The sequence below is a fragment of the Streptomyces iconiensis genome (genome assembly GCF_028657195.3).
GTDB classification, from domain to species: domain Bacteria; phylum Actinomycetota; class Actinomycetes; order Streptomycetales; family Streptomycetaceae; genus Streptomyces; species Streptomyces iconiensis.
In genome coordinates this window covers 1-16,712 of the sequence record NZ_JANCPR020000089.1, presented here as the reverse complement: position 1 = coordinate 16,712, position 16,712 = coordinate 1, and the positions used below count along the sequence as shown (strand labels likewise).

The following is a 16,712-nucleotide window of genomic DNA, read 5'->3' as shown; positions in this document are numbered from 1 at the left end:
GTGCCGGGCAGGGCGGGGCGGGAGCGGTGACGGGCTGGTCGCGGGGTGCCAGGAAGCGCGTGGGGTTACTCCGCGCCCTTGTGCCCGTGCCCGTGCCCGGGAGCTTCCCTGGGAGTCGGCCGGGTGCCGGGTGCCGGGTGCCGGGTGCCGGGTGCCCGAGGTGATCGTCCGGGCGTCCGGCCGCCCGGCGCGGCCCGCCTGGCGGGGTGGGCTCACACCCCGCCGTCCAGGGCGAGCGCCGCGAACGTCGCGAGCCAGTGGTCCGTTGTGAAGTCGCCCGAGGTGGTTGCGGGGAGGGCGGCATCGAGGTTCGCCTCGGCGGACCGCATGAGGGTGAGTACGCGTGGATCGCCTGCGGGCAGAGCATCGGCGAGGTTGCGGAGCGCGGCGGCGCGGCTGAGGCACAGCCCGAAGAGGTGACCGATCTGGGGGTCCGCCGGGTCGGAGATACGCGGCGGCGCCATGAAGGTGCCGGTGCCTGCGGCGGCGCCGTCGCCCTCACGAGTGCCGTGACCCCTGCGCCCGCGTGCGTCTGGGGCCGTGCCCATGCCCGTGCCCGCGCCCCTGTCCTCGGCCTCCGGCCCGGAGAACTCCGCCAGTTCAGGCAGGAACGTACCCAGCCACTCCGCGAACTCCCCCTCCGGCAGCACCCGGCGCACAACATCCGCCTCGGCCAGCGCGGGAGAGAGGAAGTCCTGCCCCGAGGGCTCCCACCGTGTCGCGGCACCGTGGTCGGGCACGTACCACTCGCGCACCTTGGCTCGCACCGGCCCCAACAACCGCTCCTGGCCCGCCCGTTCGGCGCTGTCCAGGATCAGCCCCAACGAGAACGCGCTGTTGGCATGCGTGCCGTGGCGTACGGGATACGTCGCCTTCGGCAGCCACTCAAGGATCAGATCCGCGACGGTCTCGGCGACGGGCGCCAACGCGGCGGACCACCGCTCCGCGTGGAGAGCGGTGCTCTCGGGTGTGTGCGCTGCTTCGGGGTGGGGGTGCTCCGGAGGGAGAGCACCGCTCTCGGGTGTGTGCGCTGCTCCAGGGTCGGGCCGCTCCGAAAGGAGAGCGCTGCTCTCGGAGTTGAGCGCCGCACCGTCTCCCGCACCGTGCGCGCGGCCGTGAGCGGTGCTCTCGTGCGAGGGCGCCGCCCCGTCTACCGTTCGGTGCTCGCGTGCGAGAGCAGCGCTCTCATTCGGGAGCGCCGCACTATCAGTTACCCCGCGTTCGCGGTCGTGAGCGCTGCTCTCCCCCGGGAGCAGCGCACCGTCCCCCATTGCGTGCTCGCGGTCGAGAGCAGTGCTCTCGTCTGGGAGCGCCGCACCGTCACCTACTCGGCGTCCGCTTTGGAGAGCACCGCTCTCGTGCGAGGGCACTGCCCCGTTCGCCGCTGCCTGCCCGCGTGCGAGAGCACCGCTCTCACGCGGGAGCGCCGCACCGTCAGTCACTCCGCGCTCGCGTCCGAGAGCACCGCTCTCATCCGGGAGCAGCGCACCATCCCCCACCCCCCGCTCGCCGGCAAGAGCGCTGCTCTCGCTGGTGAGCGCCAGCAACCAGGCCCAGCCGTAGGGGCGTTCGAAGGAGGGGTGGTTGTGGAGGTAGGTGGCCTCTGTGGCTAGAGAGGCTGGGGTGAGGTGGGTGTCGAGGGTGCGGAGTGTGGCGTCGCGGGTTGCATCCGGCAGGGGGTAGCGCCGGAGGAGGCGGACCAGGAGCCAGTGCATGTGTACGGAGGAGTGCCAGTCGTAGGCGCCGTAGAAGGCCGGGTGGTAGGTGCGCGGGGGCACCAGTTCCGCGGGGGAGCCGAGGAGGTGGGCCGGGGCGTTGGGGTACTCGCGGGTGATGTTGGCGAGGGCTACCTCGGCGAAGGTGGGGGCGCGGTCGGTCAGGGGCTGGTTGGTGCCGGCGCTCCCGCTCGCCCCTGCCCGACTGTGGGGCGCGGCTCCGGTTGAGGCGCCCGCGCCGCCTGCCCCTCCGGTTGAGGAGCCCGCTCCGTCGGGTCCGCTCGCTGAGGTTCCCGCGTCAGTCGGCCCGAAGGCGGGCCCGCTGGCTGAGGCGCCCGCGCCGGTTACCCCGTGGGTGGGCCCGCTGGCTGAGGCGCTCGCGCCGGTATGGGAAGCGGCGCCGGTATCGAGGGCGGCGTCCGTGTTGTCGGCGCCGCCCGTGTTGGCGGGGGAGGAGGTGTTGTCGGCGGCGGAGGTGTTGGGGGTGGTCAATGTGTTGCCCCTCCTGTTTCGCGGAGGTCGGTGGTGGTGTGGGCGGCGGTTGTCAGCATCGCGGCGAGGCCCGTGGCCATGTCGTGCGCCGACATCGAGGGCCTTGCGGGGGTGTGGGCCGTGGCCAGCGAGGGGGTGCAGGGGGTGTGGACGAAGCCGCCGCGTGTGCCGGGGAGTTCGGTGGCGATCAGGTGGGCGAGGCCGTAGAAGACGTGGTTGCACACGAAGGTGCCGGCCGTCTGTGAGACGGAGGCGGGGATACCGGCCTCGCGGGAGGCGGCGACGCATGCCTTGACCGGGAGGGTGCTGAAGTACGCGGCGGGGCCCGTGGGCACGATCGGCTCGTCGACGGGCTGGTTGCCGGCGTTGTCGGGGATGCGGGCGTCGTCGACGTTGAGGGCGACGCGTTCGACGGTCAGGTCGGGCCGCCCGCCTGCCTGGCCAAGGCACAGCACCAGATCGGGTGACGTCGCGGTGAGGGCCGCGCGCAGCTCGGTCAGTGCGGTGCCGAAGACGCAGCTCAGTTCGACGGCGGTGAGGTCGAGCCCGGGAAGGGACCGTTCCGCGAGGAGCTGGGCCGCCTGCCAGGAGGCGTTGGCGGGTTCGTTCTCGAACGGTTCGAAGCCGGTGACGAGGACCTTGGTGGGCGGGTTGGCCGAGTACGGGGGAATGAGGGAGGGGGAAGAGGACACGGGGCTCCTTCGCAGGCAACCGGACCGGAACGACGTCTCAGAACGCGGGGACAACGTCTCAGTGCGTGAAGAACAACGCCTCAGCGCGCAGGGAACAACGCCTCAGCGTGCAGAGAACGACGTCTCACCGCGTGCAGAGAACGACGTCCCACCGCGTGCAGAGAACAACGTCCCACCGCGTGCAGAGCGCGCCTCAGCGCGTGCAGAGCACGTCTCAGAACGCGAAGAAATAGACGATGAGGATGTTGCAGCCGAGCATGGCGACAGCCGTTGGCGCCTGTGCCTTGATCGGCCCGTACTGGTCCTTGAGTTCGAGCAGTGCGGCCGGAACGAGGTTGAAGTTGGCGGCCATGGGTGTGCACAGCGTGCCGCAGAATCCGGCGAGCATGCCGATGGCGAGGATGGCGGCGGGGTTGCCGTTCATCTGCTCGATCAGTACGGGCCAGCCGACGGCGGCCGTCATGACAGGGAAGGCAGCGAAGGCGTTGCCCATGATCACGGTGAAGACGAACATGCCCGCGCAGTAGAGCGCGACGGCGGCCAGTTTCTGCCCGTCGGGCAGTATCGACTCGGTGATCTTCCGTACCTGGGTACCGACGCCGGCGGCCTCGAATATGGCGCCGAGTACGGCCAGCAGCTGCGGCAGCAGCAGCGCCCAGCCCATGGACTCCAGCAGTCCGCGTCCGGCGTGCAGGGGTACGCGGACGTCGCGTTCGCGCAGCACCCACATGCCCACGCACAGGGCGACGATGGCGCCGAGGCCCAGGCCGAGGATGGTCTCGCTGCCCTTTTCCAGCAGGGGCGTTCCGCCGATCTCCCACTTGCCGATCACCACGGCGCACAGCATCGCGACGACGGGGATGGTCAGGGCGGGAATGAACAGCTTGCCGCGGAAGCGTGCCGCGAGCTGGACGCGCTGTGACTCGGTGGTGGTGTTCGGCTTGCCCTTGCCCGTGAGGTTGAAGCCACCTATGCAGATGAGGGCGAGGACGGCGATGCCGAGGGGCTCGGCGGGTGCGGTCTTCTCGTTGACCCAGGTGCTGTAGAAGAAGCAGACGCCCAGCAGGCCCCAGAAGACGGCGGTGCCCGTGCGCTTGGTGTTGGTGCGGTCGGTCAGCATCTGCGCCGCCATCAGGATGAAGACGGCGCCGACGAGCCAGAAGAACCACTCGGACTTGATCACTTCGCCTCGCCCTCCTGGCGGCTGTCCTCGTGCGCGACGGTCATCTCGGCGTTGGCGGTGACCAGTTCACGTTCGAGCTTGCGGTCCATGCGCAGCAGCCGTCCGCCGTGGATGAAGAAGGCGCACACGGCGCTGGGTATCGCCCACAGGGCGAGGTGCAGGGGCTCCAGGTGGGTGTTGTACGAGCTGTTCACGAGGCCGGTGATGAGCAGGATGGACCCGATGGCGAGGAAGCAGTCCTCGCCGAAGAAGAGCCCGACGGTGTCGGTGCCGGCCGCGTGTGAGCGCACCTTTTCGCGGACCTTCTGGGGCAGTGGCCTGTCGCCGTTGCGCCGTTCCATCGCCGCCTCGGCCATCGGCGCGATCATCGGGCGGACGCTCTGCGCCGGGCCGGCGATGGTCTGGAGGCCGACGGCCGCCGTGAGCTGCCGCAGCAGCAGGTAGAGGGTGAGGAAGCGCCCGGTCGTGAGCTTGGTACCGAGCTTTCCGATGAGCGTACGGGCCTGCTGCTGGAGGCCGTTGCGCTCCAGGAGGCCGATGACCGGCAGGGTGATGGCGAAGATCGTCACCGAACGGCTGGAAGCGAAGCTCTCGCCGAAGGTCCGGAGGATCTCGACGGGGGAGAGCTTGCCCAGCAGTCCGGTGACGATCCCGGCCACTCCGACCACGAGCAGGGGGTTGCGGCGCGTCGCGAATCCGAGGATCACCACGAGGACGCCGAGCAGAACGATCATGTCGTCTCCGCTTTCTGTGGCTGTGAAAGGGGAGCGTCAGGGGTGTCCGGTGAGTGACTCGCGGCCCCCGTGAAGCTGAAGCGAATTGGACGGGAGGTTAGAGGATTGTTCAACGATCCCACAAGGGCTTGCGCAGTACGGCGTTCCCCCGGCACGCCTGTTCCCGCACAAAAGATCCCGCCCCGGGTGCATTCGGGACGGGACCTTCCTTACGGGACTATTTCGTGCGGAGATTTCCGCGTGAGGTTTTCGGTGGGGGGCCCTCGACGGGGGGCTTCCGCGCGGTGGTCGGGGTCTTCCGTGCGGGGGCAGGGGTGGGCTACTCGGCCGGCTGTTCCGGGTACGCCTCGATCAACTGGCGCCTGGAGTCCTCCAGGTAGAACCCCAGGAGGCGCTCGGCCTCGGGCGCGTCCCCGGCCTCCAGGGTGCGGACGATCTCCCGGTTGCGGGTGAGGTACGGCTCGTAGAAGCGGCGCGGGTCGTCCATGATGTGGAACGCGAGCCGCAGTTCGGCCAGCACGCCGCGCATCAGGTCGTCCGTGCGTGCGCTGCCGGCGAGCCCGGCGAGTGCCTGGTGGAAGTGGATGTTGGCCGTCGAGCAGTCCCGCCATCTGCCCTCGGCCGCCGCCTTCTCGCCCGCCGAAACGGCGGCCTCGGCCTCGTGCACGCGGTAGGGAGGGCTGCCCAGTTCGCGGAGGGCCGCACACTCGATCAGGCGTCTTGTGCGGTAGATGTCCACGATGTCGGCGGCGCTGAGCACGCGGACGAACGTCCCCTTGTTGAGACGGTGAACAAGCAGCCGTTCGTGCGTCAGGAGCCGGAACGCCTCACGCAGCGTGTTGCGGGAGACACCCAGGGCGCCGCAGATGCGTTCCTCGGAGAGCCGGACTCCGGGCCGGAGGGCGCCGCGCGCGATGCGTTCGCGCAGGACGGACGCGACGCGCTCGGCCGTGCTCGTACGCCCGAGCAGGGTGCGGTCATCGGCGAGTTCGGACAGCGCGAGCGCTGCGTCGGTCGTCATCGTGATCTCCCCCCGGGGTGGGTGCAGAGTCCCAGTCAAGCGGAGAAGCGGGCGAAAGGAAATCGAGGTTCCGGGCCCTCTTGCCGGATTGTTGAACAATCCCGTAGCTTGCTCGCGATGGACCAGATGATCGATCTCAACGCCGACCTCGGTGAGGGCTTCGGCCGCTGGGAGCTGACCGACGACACGGCCCTGCTCGCCTCGGTCACCAGCGCCAACGTCGCCTGCGGCTTCCACGCCGGCGACCCGGCCACCATGCGCCGCGTCTGCGAACAGGCCGCCGAGCGCGGGGTGCGGATCGGAGCGCAGGTCTCCTACCGCGACCTGGCGGGCTTCGGGCGCCGGGCCATGGACGTGCCCGCTGCCGAGCTGGCCGCCGAAGTGGCGTACCAGATCGGCGCGTTGGAGGTCTTCGCGCGCGCCGCCGGCTCTGCCGTCTCCTACGTCAAGCCGCACGGCGCGCTCTACAACCGCACCGTGCGCGACAGCGAACAGGCCGCCGCCGTCGTCGAGGGCGTACGGCTCTCCGGCGCCGCGACGGGTGACGGGCAGCCGCTGCCCGTGCTCGGACTCCCCGGCTCCCGGCTGCACGCGGCAGCCGCGGGGGCCGGACTGCCCACCGTCGACGAGGCGTTCGCCGACCGCGGCTACCGCCCCGACGGAACCCTGGTACCGCGCTCGGAGCCTGGTGCTGTGCTCACGGACCCCGACCAGGTGATCGAGCGGGCCGTACGGCTCGCTCGCGACGCCGAGGTGGTCGCCTCCGACGGACAGGCGCTGCGTATGCGGGCCCGTTCGCTGTGCGTGCACGGTGACACCCCGGACGCGGCGCGGCTGGCCCGCCGCGTGCGCGAGGAACTGACCGCCGCCGGGGTCACGGTCCGGGCCTTCACATGACCACCCCGCCCGGCCGCCCCACCGCCATAGGAACCGCCTCTCGGGCCGGTGCCGCTGGGCCCGCCGTTCACCCCGTGGGGCGCCGTGGCCTGCTCGTGGAACTCGCCGGGGCCGAGGCGACCGAGGCGCTGCACGCCGAACTCCTGCGCCGCCGCGCCGACGGCACGCTCCCACCCGTACGGGAGATCGTGCCGGGGGCCAGAACGGTGCTGCTCGACGGCTTCGAAAGCCCCGAGGCCGTACGGCGGTTGGCCGCCGAGCTGCCGGGTTGGGCCGTGCCGCCGCTCGCCGGGGGTACCGGAGCCGTTGTGGAGATCCCCATCCGCTACGACGGGCCCGACCTGGCCGATGTCGCCGCGCTGTGGGGCGTGGAGGTGGACCAGGTCGCGCGGATTCACGCGGCGACCGAGTTCCGGGTGGCCTTCTGCGGCTTCGCGCCCGGGTTCGGCTACTTGACCGGGCTCGCCGAGAAGCACCATGTACCCCGCAGGGCCAACCCGCGTACCAAGGTGCCCGCCGGTGCGGTAGGGCTGGCCGGTGAGTACACCGGGGTCTATCCCCGTTCCTCGCCGGGCGGCTGGCAGCTCATCGGTACCGCGCCGGACACGGTGCTGTGGGACACGGACCGCACCCCGGCGGCGCTGCTCGCGCCCGGAACACGCGTGCGCTTCCTCCCCGTTGAGCCCCCGCCTCTGACTCCGGCCCCGGCATCGCCTTCGTCTCCGGTACCGCCCCCGCCTCCGGCTCGCCCCCCGTCTCCCGCTCCGACCGCGCCTCCCGCTCCGACCACACCTCCCGTTTCTGCCCCGCCCCCGCCACCCGTCGACGCCTCCGGCCCGCACACCGCCCAGTACCCGGGGACGCCCGACAAGGGCCAGGGCCCACCCAGCCCCCCGCCCAACTCACCGAGCGCGCCCTCCGGACGGCAGCCGCAGCCGCAGCCGAGGGGGTACGTCCGTGTGGGCTGAGAGGCAGGGGCTGGAGGTCGTACGGGCGGGGGCGCTCACCACCGTGCAGGACCTCGGCCGCCCCGGTCACGCGCACCTCGGCGTGCCCCGTTCCGGTGCGCTGGACGAGGCCGCGCACCGGCTCGCCAACCGCGTGCTCGGCAACCCCGAGTCGGCGGCCACCCTGGAGACCACCGTGACCGGGTGCGCCGTACGGGCCCTGCGCGCGACGGTTGCCGTGGTCACCGGGGCGCCCTGCCCGGTCACGCTCGACGGACGGGCTGCGCCCTGGGGCCGGACGGTACGGGTGCCCGCCGGTTCCGTCCTCGCTGTGGGCACGGCCTCGTACGGGGTACGCAGCTACGTCGGCTTCGCCGGGGGCATCGCGGTGGAACCCGTACTCGGCAGCCGCGCCACCGATCTCCTCTCGGGGCTCGGCCCCGAACCCCTGCGCGACGGCGCCCCGTTGCCCCTCGGTACGCCGCCGGACCCCGGCCCCGTGCCCGGTGCCCCGGACGCCGCGCCCTGGCAGGCGCCGCCGCGCGAACTGGTGCTGCCCGTGCGCTACGGGCCGCGCGCCGACTGGTTCACCCCGGAGGCGCTCCGTACGCTCACGGCCCGCACCTTTCAGGTGTCCTCCGCGAGCAACCGCATCGGCCTGCGCCTGGAGGGGCCGCCGCTGGAGCGTGCGTACGACGGTGAACTGCCCAGCGAGGGCATGCCACTTGGCGCCGTCCAGGTGCCGCCTTCCGGCCGCCCCGTCGTCTTCCTCGCCGACCACCCGACCACGGGCGGCTACCCCGTCATCGGCGTCGTACCGCCCGAGGCGCTGTGTGCCGCCGCGCAGGCCGCGCCGGGGACGGCTGCGCGGTTCGTACCGGCAGGCCGCTGAGCCCGCACCTCGTCTCTGCCCCCCCTGCCCGTCTCCGTGACCCTGGTCTGTCCCCCTGGCCCGGTCCGTCTCCGTGAGCCTGTCCGTCCCCGTGACGTGGTCCGTCTTCCGCCCCCGCTCGCTGCCCCGATTCGCCGCAGGGGGCCTATTCCGCCGCGGGTGCGGTCACGTCGATGAGCCGGCAGACCGTCGCGATGTCGATCTTGACCTGGGCGATGGAGGCGCGGCCCGAGAGCCAGGTGATGAGTGCCGAGTGCCAGGTGTGCTCGATCACGCGGACCGCGGAGAGCTGTTCGGGGGTGGGTGCGTCCTTCAGGCCCATCGCGTCCAGGATGATCGCCGTGGTCAGCCGCGAGACCGTGTCGACCTCCGGGCTCACCGAACGGTCGGCGAAGGTGAGGGCGCGCACCATCGCGTCGGCCAGATGCGGTTCGCGCTGCATCGCGCGGAAGGCCCGCATCAGCGTCTCGGCCACCCGCGCCGCCGCGTCCGTCTCCTCGGGGGGCCGCTTGTGCAGGGTTTCGTGCATGTGCTGCAACTGGTCCTGCATCGTCGCGACGAGCAGGTGCACCTTGGAGGGGAAGTAGCGGTAGAGCGTGCCGAGCGCGACGTTCGAGGACTCCGCCACCTCACGCATCTGCACGGCGTCGAAGCCCCCGCGCCTGGCCAGCTGCGCGCTCGCGTGCAGAATGCGGCGGCGGCGTGCCTCCTGGCGCTCGGTCAGCGGTGTCGATGAGAGCGAGGAGGAAGAGGCGGCCTGCGCGCGGCGGGTCGGCTTGGGCGGCTGCGTCGTCATCGGCGTTATCGATCCCGTTTCCGTGGCGGTCCGAGCCCTGCAGAGAGCCGTGCATTGTTGCAGGCCGCGCGGGGGTGGCGCGAATCACCTGCTCCGGCGGCTCGGCCGAAGTGACCGGCCGGTAAATTCTGAGTCCGGCAGGGCTTCATCGTCGTGAGCAGGGCGAGATCCGCATGAGCCTTGTCAATCCTGAAACTTGTTCTAGGTTAGCGCGAGCGGCTACGCTCCGGCGCAACGCAGTGAAGAAGGGGGCCGCGAGTGACCGCAGAGGCCGTAACCGACCGCCCGCTGCGCATCGCGCTGCTGACGTACAAGGGGAATCCCTTCTGCGGAGGACAGGGTGTCTACGTACGACACCTGTCCCGCGAACTCGCCAGGCTCGGCCACTCCGTCGAGGTCATCGGCGCCCAGCCCTACCCCGTGCTGGACGAGATACCCGAGGGGCCCGGCAGCCTGACGCTCACCGAGCTGCCCAGCCTCGACCTCTACCGCCAGCCCGACCCCTTCCGTACGCCCAGGCCGGGCGAGTACCGCGACTGGGTCGACCTCCTGGAGGTCGGCACCATGTGGACGGGCGGCTTCCCCGAGCCCCTCACCTTCTCGTTGCGCGCGCGCCGGCATCTGGCCGCGCGGCGGGGCGAGTTCGATGTCGTGCACGACAACCAGACCCTCGGATACGGGCTGCTCGGCGGCGCGAAGGCGCTCGGCGCACCCCTTGTCACCACCGTGCACCATCCGATCACCGTCGATCGCCGGCTGGAGCTGGACGCGGCGCGGAACTGGCGGCGCAACGCGTCCGTACGGCGCTGGTACGGGTTCACGCGCATGCAGAAGCGGGTCGCGCGCCGTCTGCCGTCCGTGCTCACCGTCTCCGGCTCCTCCCGCCAGGAGATCGCCGACGACCTGGGCGTACGCGCCGAACGCATCCATGTGGTGCCGATCGGCGCCGACACCCGCCTCTTCTCGCCCGACCCCTCCGTACGCGAGACACCGGGCCGTATCGTCACCACCTCCAGCGCCGACGTCCCGCTCAAGGGCCTCGTCCATCTCGTCGAAGCGCTCGCCAAGGCACGTACCGAACGCCCCGACGCGCACCTTGTCGTCGTCGGCAAGCGCCCGGAGGAAGGCCCCGTCGCCGCCGCCATCGAGAGCAACGGACTGGGCAGCGCCGTCGAGTTCGTCAAGGGCATCACCGACGAGGAACTGGCCGACCTCGTACGCGGCGCGCAGGTCGCCTGTGTCCCCTCGCTCTACGAGGGCTTCTCGCTGCCGGCTGCCGAGGCCATGGCCACCGCCACACCGCTGCTCGCCACCACGGGCGGCGCCATCCCCGAGGTCGCGGGCCGCGACGGGGAGACCTGCCTCGCCGTGCCGCCCGGCGACGCGGGCGCGCTCGCGGCCGGGCTCGTACGGCTGCTCGGCGACGCGCCATTGCGGGCCCGGCTGGGAGCCGCCGGGCGCGAACGGGTGCTCGCACACTTCACGTGGGAGCGGGCCGCGCTCGGCACGGTCGAGCGCTACCGCGCCGCGATGGGCACACCTTCCGAGGCCCCGTCCCCGTCGCCGGCCCCGTCGCCGTCGCGTGCCTCGTCCGCGTCGCCGTCGCTGGCCGCGGTGCCGTCGCCGGCCCTGTCCCCGTCTGTGGGCCCGTCGCCGTCCGGGGCCCCGGCTCCGGTGAACGCTCCGTCTGTTGAGGCCCCGGGCATGGCCCCTTCCGCCGCTCCGGCCCCGTCCGCTGCCCAGGCCCCGTCCGGGGCGCCGGCCGGAGCCTCGGCCGGGGCCGGGGCCGAGGTGCTGCCTGTGGAGCCCGCGCCTTCTCCGGTGGCGCGGCCACCGGTCGACGCGGTTCCGGCGGCTGCCGACAGCCGGTAGGGCTCCGCTGCCCGCCGAGGGCCCTCCGGCCCGGCGCCTCGCACTCGCTTCCCTCTCACCCCTCTCACCCCTCTCACCCTTTCCTTCTCTCTCCCCGCCCGTACTCCCGCCCCTGTTCTGTGTTTTGGAAGGCTGAACGCCAGTGCTGACCGTGGACTTCACCCGCTTCCCGCTCGCCGCAGGCGATCGTGTCCTCGATCTGGGGTGCGGAGCGGGACGCCACGCTTTCGAGTGTTACCGGCGCGGAGCGCGGGTCGTCGCGCTCGACCAGAGCGCGGAGGAGATCCGTGAGGTCGCCAAGTGGTTCGCGGCCATGGACGAGGCGGGCGAGGCGCCCCCGGGCGCGACCGCGACCGCCATGGAAGGGGACGCGCTCGCGCTGCCCTTCCCCGACGACAGCTTCGATGTCGTGATCATCTCGGAGGTCATGGAGCACATCCCCGACGACAAGGGCGTGCTCGCCGAGATGGTCCGCGTCCTCAAGCCGGGCGGACGTATCGCCGTGACCGTTCCCCGCTACGGACCCGAGAAGGTGTGCTGGGCGCTCAGCGACGCCTACCACGAGGTCGAGGGCGGCCACATCCGTATCTACCGCGGCACCGAACTCCTGGCCAGGATGCGCGAGTCAGGGCTGCGCCCGTACGGTACCCACCACGCGCACGGGCTGCATGCGCCCTACTGGTGGCTCAAGTGCGCGTTCGGGGTCGACCGCGACGGTGAGAACGCGGCGCTGCCGGTACGCGCGTACCACAAGCTCCTCGTCTGGGACATCATGAAGCGGCCCCTCGCCACCCGGGTCGCTGAACGCGCGCTCGATCCCGTCATCGGGAAGAGTTTCGTCGCCTACGCGACCAAGCCGCACCTGCCGACCACGGCCGTCAAGTGACGAGCCCCGGCAGGACGGAGCGGCTGGTCCTGCCCGGCGTGCTCACCGTCGAACAGGCCGAGACGACCGTCGCCGGCATCGCCGCCGTTCAGCGCGAGGACGGCGCCATACCCTGGTTCCGGGGCCATCACCTCGACCCGTGGGACCACGTGGAGGCCGCCATGGCCCTCGACGCGGCCGGTGAACACGCCCGCGCGGAAGCCGCGTACAGATGGCTCGCGAGGCACCAGCTGCCCGACGGCTCCTGGTACGCGGCCTACGACGACGGTGAAGCCGACGCGCCCACCGACACCGCGCGCGAGTCCAACTTCTGTGCCTATCCCGCGGTCGGCATCTGGCACCACTACTTGTCCACCGGTGACGACGCGTTCCTCGACAGCGTGTGGCCCATGGTCGTCGCCGCCGTCGAGTTCGTGCTGCGCCTTCAGCAGCCCGGTGGGCAGATCGGCTGGAAGCGCGAGGCCGACGGCACCGCCCGCACCGACGCGCTCCTGACCGGCTCCTCCTCCGTCTACCAGGCGCTCCGCTGCGCCCTCGCCATCGCCGAGCACCGCGAGGAGCCCCAGCCCGACTGGGAACTCGCCGCCGGATGGCTCGGCCACGCGATACGCAGCCACCCCGAACGGTTCCTCGACAAGAGCCGGTACTCGATGGACTGGTACTACCCGGTCCTCGGCGGCGCGCTGCGCGGCGCGGCGGCGAAGGAGCGGATCGAGAGCGGGTGGGACGCGTTCGTGGTCCCCGGCCTCGGAGTCCGCTGCGTGCTCCCCAACCCGTGGGTCACCGGAGGCGAGAGCGCCGAACTCGCCCTCGCGCTGTGGGCGGTGGGCGAGTCCGACCGTGCCCTCGACATCCTCAAGTGGATCCAGCGCCTCCGTGCCGACGACGGCATGTACTGGACCGGCTATGTCTTCGACGACGACGCCGTATGGCCCGTCGAGCGCACCGCCTGGACCGCGGGCTCCCTCCTCCTCGCCGTAGCTGCGCTCGGCGGCGACGACGCCACGGCCCAGGTCTTCGCCGCCGACAACCTTCCGACGGGCCTCGACCCCGACTGCTGCTGAGCCGAGCCGTCGCGACGGCGGCCGGTGCTACGTGTTCAGGTCGGCCAGTACGCGCAGTGTGGTGGGGTCGGCGGCCGTGAGGAGGAGGTCGGTGACGGGGCCCGCGCGCCAGAGTGCGAGGCGTTCGGCGATGCGGGAGCGGGGGCCGACGAGGGAGATCTCGTCGGCGAAGGCGTCCGGGACGGCGCGTACGGCGTCCTCGCGGCGGCCGGCGGCGAACAGGGACTGGACGTGGGCAGCCTCCTCCGCGTATCCCATGCGGGCCATGAGGTCGGCGTGGAAGTTGCGGCTCGCGTGGCCCATTCCGCCGATGTAGAAGCCGAGCATCACCTTCACGGGCAGCAGGCCCTCAGCGACGTCGTCGCAGACCCGGGCCTGGACCATGGGCGCGACGAGGAAACCCTCGGGGGCCTCGGCGAGCGCGGGCTCGTGGACGGAGACGCGGGTGGGCGACCAGTAGAGGGGGAGCCAGCCGTCGGCGATGCGCGCGGTCTGCGCGATGTTCTTGGGGCCCTCGGCGCCCAGCAGTACGGGGAGGTCCGCACGCAAGGGGTGCGTGATGGACTTGAGCGGCTTGCCGAGCCCCGTACCGTCCTCGCCGGTGTACGGGTGCGAATGGAAGCGGCCCGCGAGCTGGACGGGGGCCTCGCGGCGCAGGACCTGGCGGACGATGTCCACGTACTCGCGGGTGAGGGTGAGTGGCGAGGAGGGGAACGGGCGTCCGTACCAGCCCTCCACGACCTGCGGCCCCGACAGGCCCAGGCCGAGCATCATGCGTCCGCCGGACAGATGGTCGAGGGTGAGCGCGTGCATCGCGGTTGCGGTGGGGGTGCGGGCCGCCATCTGCGCGACGGCCGTGCCGAGCCGGATACGCGTGGTGTGCGCGGCGATCCAGGTGAGCGCCGTGAAGGCGTCGGAGCCCCAGGACTCGGCCGTCCACACCGAGTGGTAGCCCAAGTCCTCTGCCTGGCGGGCGAGTTCGACATGCCGCGGGTCGGGGCCACGGCCCCAGTATCCGAGCGTCAGACCGAGCCGCATGGGCCCGCCTCCTCCCAGCCGAGGTTTCCTGACGTACCGTCAGTTCGGTGCGCCGCGCCGCAGCGTACGGCAACGGCCCCTCGCCCGGAAGGGCGAGGGGCCGGATGCGCTGTGCTGTGCGCCGTGCCTGAGCGGGCTCGGGCACGTGTGCGTGTGCGTGTGCGAGTGCCTGTGCGGCGGTGCGACGCTGCGGCTGGGCGTGCGCTCTCAGCCGCGCTGGATGTTCGAGGTGTCCTGGAGGACGCCGCGGCGCCCGTCCTGCGTCTGTGCGATCAGGGCCTGACCGCGCTGCTCCACCGCCAGGTACCAGGTGCCGGGCGCCAGTTCAGCCACCGGCTGCGGCGAGCCGTCCTCGGCGAACAGGGGACGTGCGACCGGGACAGCGAACCAGAAGGGCTGGAAGTTCGGGTCCGGGGCACCCCCGCCGGCTACCGGACCCTGCTGCCCCGGCTGGGGCTGGCCCGGCTGCGGCTGCCCGGGCTGCGGCTGACCGTACTGGGGCTGACCCGGCTGGCCCGGCTGCGGCTGTCCGGGCTGCGGGGCGCCGGGGTAGCCGTAACCACCCTGGGGCTGGCCCGGCTGCTGCGCGCCCGGGTAGCCGTAACCGGCCTGCGGGTGCTGGCCGTACGGGGCCGGCTTCGGGCCCGCGGCCCCCATGAGCGGGGCCTTGAGCGCGGGCAGCATGTTGTTCAGCACGCCACCGGCCGCGACGACGAGCGCGCCGACGAGGGTCAGCCAGGCGCCGATACCCATCTCGATGCCGTCGTTCGGGTCGACACCCTTCGTGGACGGGAACAGGTTCGAGAAGATCGACCAGATCCCGGCCCAGCCGACGACCACGGACAGCGCGATCGCCCACTGGCCAAGGCCCAGTCCGAGTATTTTGCGGTCTTCCGGCATCGAGCGAGCGACAAGGAACAGGGCCGCCGCCACAATCGCCAGAAGATGCACCGTCGGCAGCATCGGAAACGTCGTACTCGTCCAGCTGTTAACGGTGCAGTCGTCGCCGGAGCAGTCGCCTTCAGCTTGAAAGAACGGCAGGAAGGAGGCGATCAGGAGGAGCACTGCTCCCGCGATCACCACACCGTCCCCCCGGGTGAGCGAGCGGATGTTCAACGTGGGGTCCTTCGTCGGATTCGTGGTCAATGCGGACTGTCTGGCGGGGGCGAACAGCCCATGGTACGGACGAACCTATCGTGCGGAGAGGCGACCCGTCCTCTGGGTTGCTCAGCCCTTCCCCCGCAGGAATGCGGTGATCCCGTCGCTGATCCCGTGCGCCGCCTTTTCGCGCCACTTCACCGACGTGAGATGAGCCGCGTCACGCGCATCGCGCATGTTGCCGCATTCCAGGAACACTTTGGGGACCCGGCTGAGGTTCAGCCCACCCAGGTCCTCCCTTGTGTCCAGGCCCTTCCCGTCCCCCAGATAGTTGGCGGGGCGTTCGTCCGTGGCCTCACGGAAGTTGTCCCGTACGGCGGTGCCGAGCCGCCGTGAAGGGCCCACGATCCGGCGGGTGTCGGCATCGCCCTTGTGTACGGATGCGGGAAGAATCACATGGAACCCGCGTGCGCCACTCGGAGCGCCGTCGGCGTGCAGCGAAATGACCGCGTCCGCTTTTGCGGAGTTTCCCTTTTGTGCCCGCTCATCGACGCAAGGCCCGTACGGTGTTTTGCCGTCATGCGTGAACTTCACCGTGGCACCCCGCGCTTGGAGCGCCGTGCGGACTCGGCGCGCGAGGTCGAGGGTGAACTCGGCCTCCGCGTAACCGGAATTGGTGGCCGTGCCCGTGGTGTCGCATTCCTTCTTTCCCGTGCCGATATCGACGGGGCGGGAAATCTTGCCGGGGTGGTCGCGGTTGTGGGGGTTGTGGCCGGGGTCGACCACGACCGTGCGTCCGCGCAGCGGGGCACTCTCGCGAGTGGGGCCGGGCGTGTGTGGGTCCCTCGACGCCGGGGGCGACGAGGGTGGCGCGTGCGTGCCTGCTCGGTCGTCCGGACCGCCGCCGGTCGCATCCGCGTCGCCCGGGTCCGCCGCGCCCCACAGCAGCCACGCGGCCACGCCCAGCAGCGCCAGTACCGCTGCCGCCAATACCGCCAACATCGGCATGGCGACGCGCGCCGGCCTGTCGCGGCTGCTGCCGGGGCGCTTCGAAAAACCTTCGTTCGACACGGGCGTCGATGCTAGGGCCTACGGCGGTGGCGGCCGAACGTGGTCCTGTCCGTGGTCCTGTCGGTCGTTCTGTCCGTCGTCCTGTAGGCCGCCGGTCCCTCGTTGTCGTGGTTGCTTGCCGTGGCGGCTGGTGAAGGCGGTCCGCTTCCTTTGCGTCTGTGCCTTGCGCCTGTGGTTCCTGTGGTTTTACCCCAGGTTGCTGTTTTCTTGTATATGGGGCTTCGCCCCTTGCCCCGTTGGCCTCGCCGGCCGGGCGTTGAGGGGCGCTGCCCCCCAACAGCCCCCCGCTAGAGGGGGGCTCCGCCCCCCTCTAC

The 16,712-nt window shown here is 71.6% G+C and carries 13 protein-coding genes and 3 pseudogenes; 6 read left to right on the top strand and 10 right to left on the bottom strand.

Annotated elements, in window-relative coordinates; translation table 11 throughout:
• Positions 1 to 212: 212 nt before the first annotated feature.
• The 6 genes and pseudogenes from NMN56_RS43500 to NMN56_RS42115 all read right to left on the bottom strand — a co-directional run.
• Positions 213 to 944, bottom strand: a pseudogene (locus NMN56_RS43500) (DUF2891 family protein); the annotation flags it as partial.
• Between the two features lie 555 nt (positions 945 to 1,499).
• A pseudogene (locus NMN56_RS42135) lies at positions 1,500 to 1,880 on the bottom strand (DUF2891 family protein); the annotation flags it as partial.
• A gap of 323 nt (positions 1,881 to 2,203) precedes the next feature.
• Positions 2,204 to 2,899: a pyroglutamyl-peptidase I gene (gene pcp, locus NMN56_RS42130; RefSeq protein ID WP_274039653.1), complete on the bottom strand. Its 696-nt coding sequence runs from the start codon at positions 2,897 to 2,899 to the stop codon at positions 2,204 to 2,206.
• A 214-nt stretch (positions 2,900 to 3,113) separates the two neighbouring features.
• A complete protein-coding gene (locus NMN56_RS42125) occupies positions 3,114 to 4,082 on the bottom strand; it encodes a DUF979 domain-containing protein (protein WP_274039652.1) in 969 nt (322 codons plus the stop codon).
• Entirely contained in the window at positions 4,079 to 4,816 is a 738-nt protein-coding gene (locus NMN56_RS42120) for a DUF969 domain-containing protein (protein ID WP_274039651.1), read from the bottom strand. The genes NMN56_RS42125 and NMN56_RS42120 overlap by 4 nt, the downstream gene beginning before the upstream one ends.
• A 319-nt stretch (positions 4,817 to 5,135) precedes the next feature.
• The gene (locus NMN56_RS42115; protein ID WP_274039650.1) at positions 5,136 to 5,837 is read right to left on the bottom strand and encodes a GntR family transcriptional regulator; all 702 of its coding nucleotides are present in this window, start codon (positions 5,835 to 5,837) and stop codon (positions 5,136 to 5,138) included.
• Positions 5,838 to 5,963: 126 nt separating this feature from the next.
• Here NMN56_RS42115 and NMN56_RS42110 point away from each other — a divergent pair, with 126 nt between their 5' ends.
• The 3 genes and pseudogenes from NMN56_RS42110 to NMN56_RS42100 all read left to right on the top strand — a co-directional run bounded on the left by NMN56_RS42110 (position 5,964) and on the right by NMN56_RS42100 (position 8,573).
• Positions 5,964 to 6,734, top strand: coding sequence for a LamB/YcsF family protein (locus tag NMN56_RS42110; protein WP_274039977.1), 771 nt, complete (start codon positions 5,964 to 5,966; stop codon positions 6,732 to 6,734).
• A pseudogene (locus NMN56_RS42105) lies at positions 6,731 to 7,414 on the top strand (5-oxoprolinase subunit B family protein); the annotation flags it as partial. The gene NMN56_RS42110 and the pseudogene NMN56_RS42105, both read left to right, overlap by 4 nt.
• Before the next feature lie 277 nt (positions 7,415 to 7,691).
• Positions 7,692 to 8,573 carry a 5-oxoprolinase subunit C family protein gene (locus tag NMN56_RS42100; RefSeq protein ID WP_274039649.1) on the top strand — a complete coding sequence of 294 codons (882 nt, stop codon included), beginning with the start codon at positions 7,692 to 7,694 and terminating at the stop codon, positions 8,571 to 8,573.
• 145 nt (positions 8,574 to 8,718) lie between these two features.
• Here NMN56_RS42100 and NMN56_RS42095 read toward each other — a convergent pair whose 3' ends face one another.
• Positions 8,719 to 9,369, bottom strand: coding sequence for a TetR family transcriptional regulator (locus tag NMN56_RS42095; RefSeq protein WP_274039648.1), 651 nt, complete (start codon positions 9,367 to 9,369; stop codon positions 8,719 to 8,721).
• A 258-nt stretch (positions 9,370 to 9,627) separates the two neighbouring features.
• Between NMN56_RS42095 and NMN56_RS42090 the strand changes: the two genes are divergently transcribed.
• From NMN56_RS42090 to NMN56_RS42080, 3 genes are all read left to right on the top strand, one after another.
• Entirely contained in the window at positions 9,628 to 11,241 is a 1,614-nt protein-coding gene (locus NMN56_RS42090) for a glycosyltransferase family 4 protein (RefSeq protein WP_274039647.1), read from the top strand.
• 142 nt (positions 11,242 to 11,383) lie between these two features.
• Complete coding sequence (locus tag NMN56_RS42085; protein ID WP_274039646.1) at positions 11,384 to 12,127, top strand: class I SAM-dependent methyltransferase; 744 nt, start codon at positions 11,384 to 11,386, stop codon at positions 12,125 to 12,127.
• The gene (locus tag NMN56_RS42080) at positions 12,124 to 13,191 is read left to right on the top strand and encodes a prenyltransferase/squalene oxidase repeat-containing protein (protein ID WP_274039645.1); all 1,068 of its coding nucleotides are present in this window, start codon (positions 12,124 to 12,126) and stop codon (positions 13,189 to 13,191) included. Before NMN56_RS42085 ends, NMN56_RS42080 begins: the two co-directional genes overlap by 4 nt.
• Before the next feature lie 27 nt (positions 13,192 to 13,218).
• On the opposite strand, the gene NMN56_RS42075 is transcribed toward NMN56_RS42080, so the two are convergent.
• The 3 genes from NMN56_RS42075 to NMN56_RS42065 all read right to left on the bottom strand — a co-directional run bounded on the left by NMN56_RS42075 (position 13,219) and on the right by NMN56_RS42065 (position 16,398).
• Complete coding sequence (locus tag NMN56_RS42075) at positions 13,219 to 14,229, bottom strand: LLM class F420-dependent oxidoreductase (protein WP_274039644.1); 1,011 nt, start codon at positions 14,227 to 14,229, stop codon at positions 13,219 to 13,221.
• Positions 14,230 to 14,436: 207 nt separating this feature from the next.
• A complete protein-coding gene (locus NMN56_RS42070) occupies positions 14,437 to 15,345 on the bottom strand; it encodes a hypothetical protein (protein WP_274039975.1) in 909 nt (302 codons plus the stop codon).
• Positions 15,346 to 15,456: 111 nt separating this feature from the next.
• The gene (locus NMN56_RS42065) at positions 15,457 to 16,398 is read right to left on the bottom strand and encodes an N-acetylmuramoyl-L-alanine amidase (RefSeq protein ID WP_430542849.1); all 942 of its coding nucleotides are present in this window, start codon (positions 16,396 to 16,398) and stop codon (positions 15,457 to 15,459) included.
• Positions 16,399 to 16,712 lie beyond the last annotated feature (314 nt).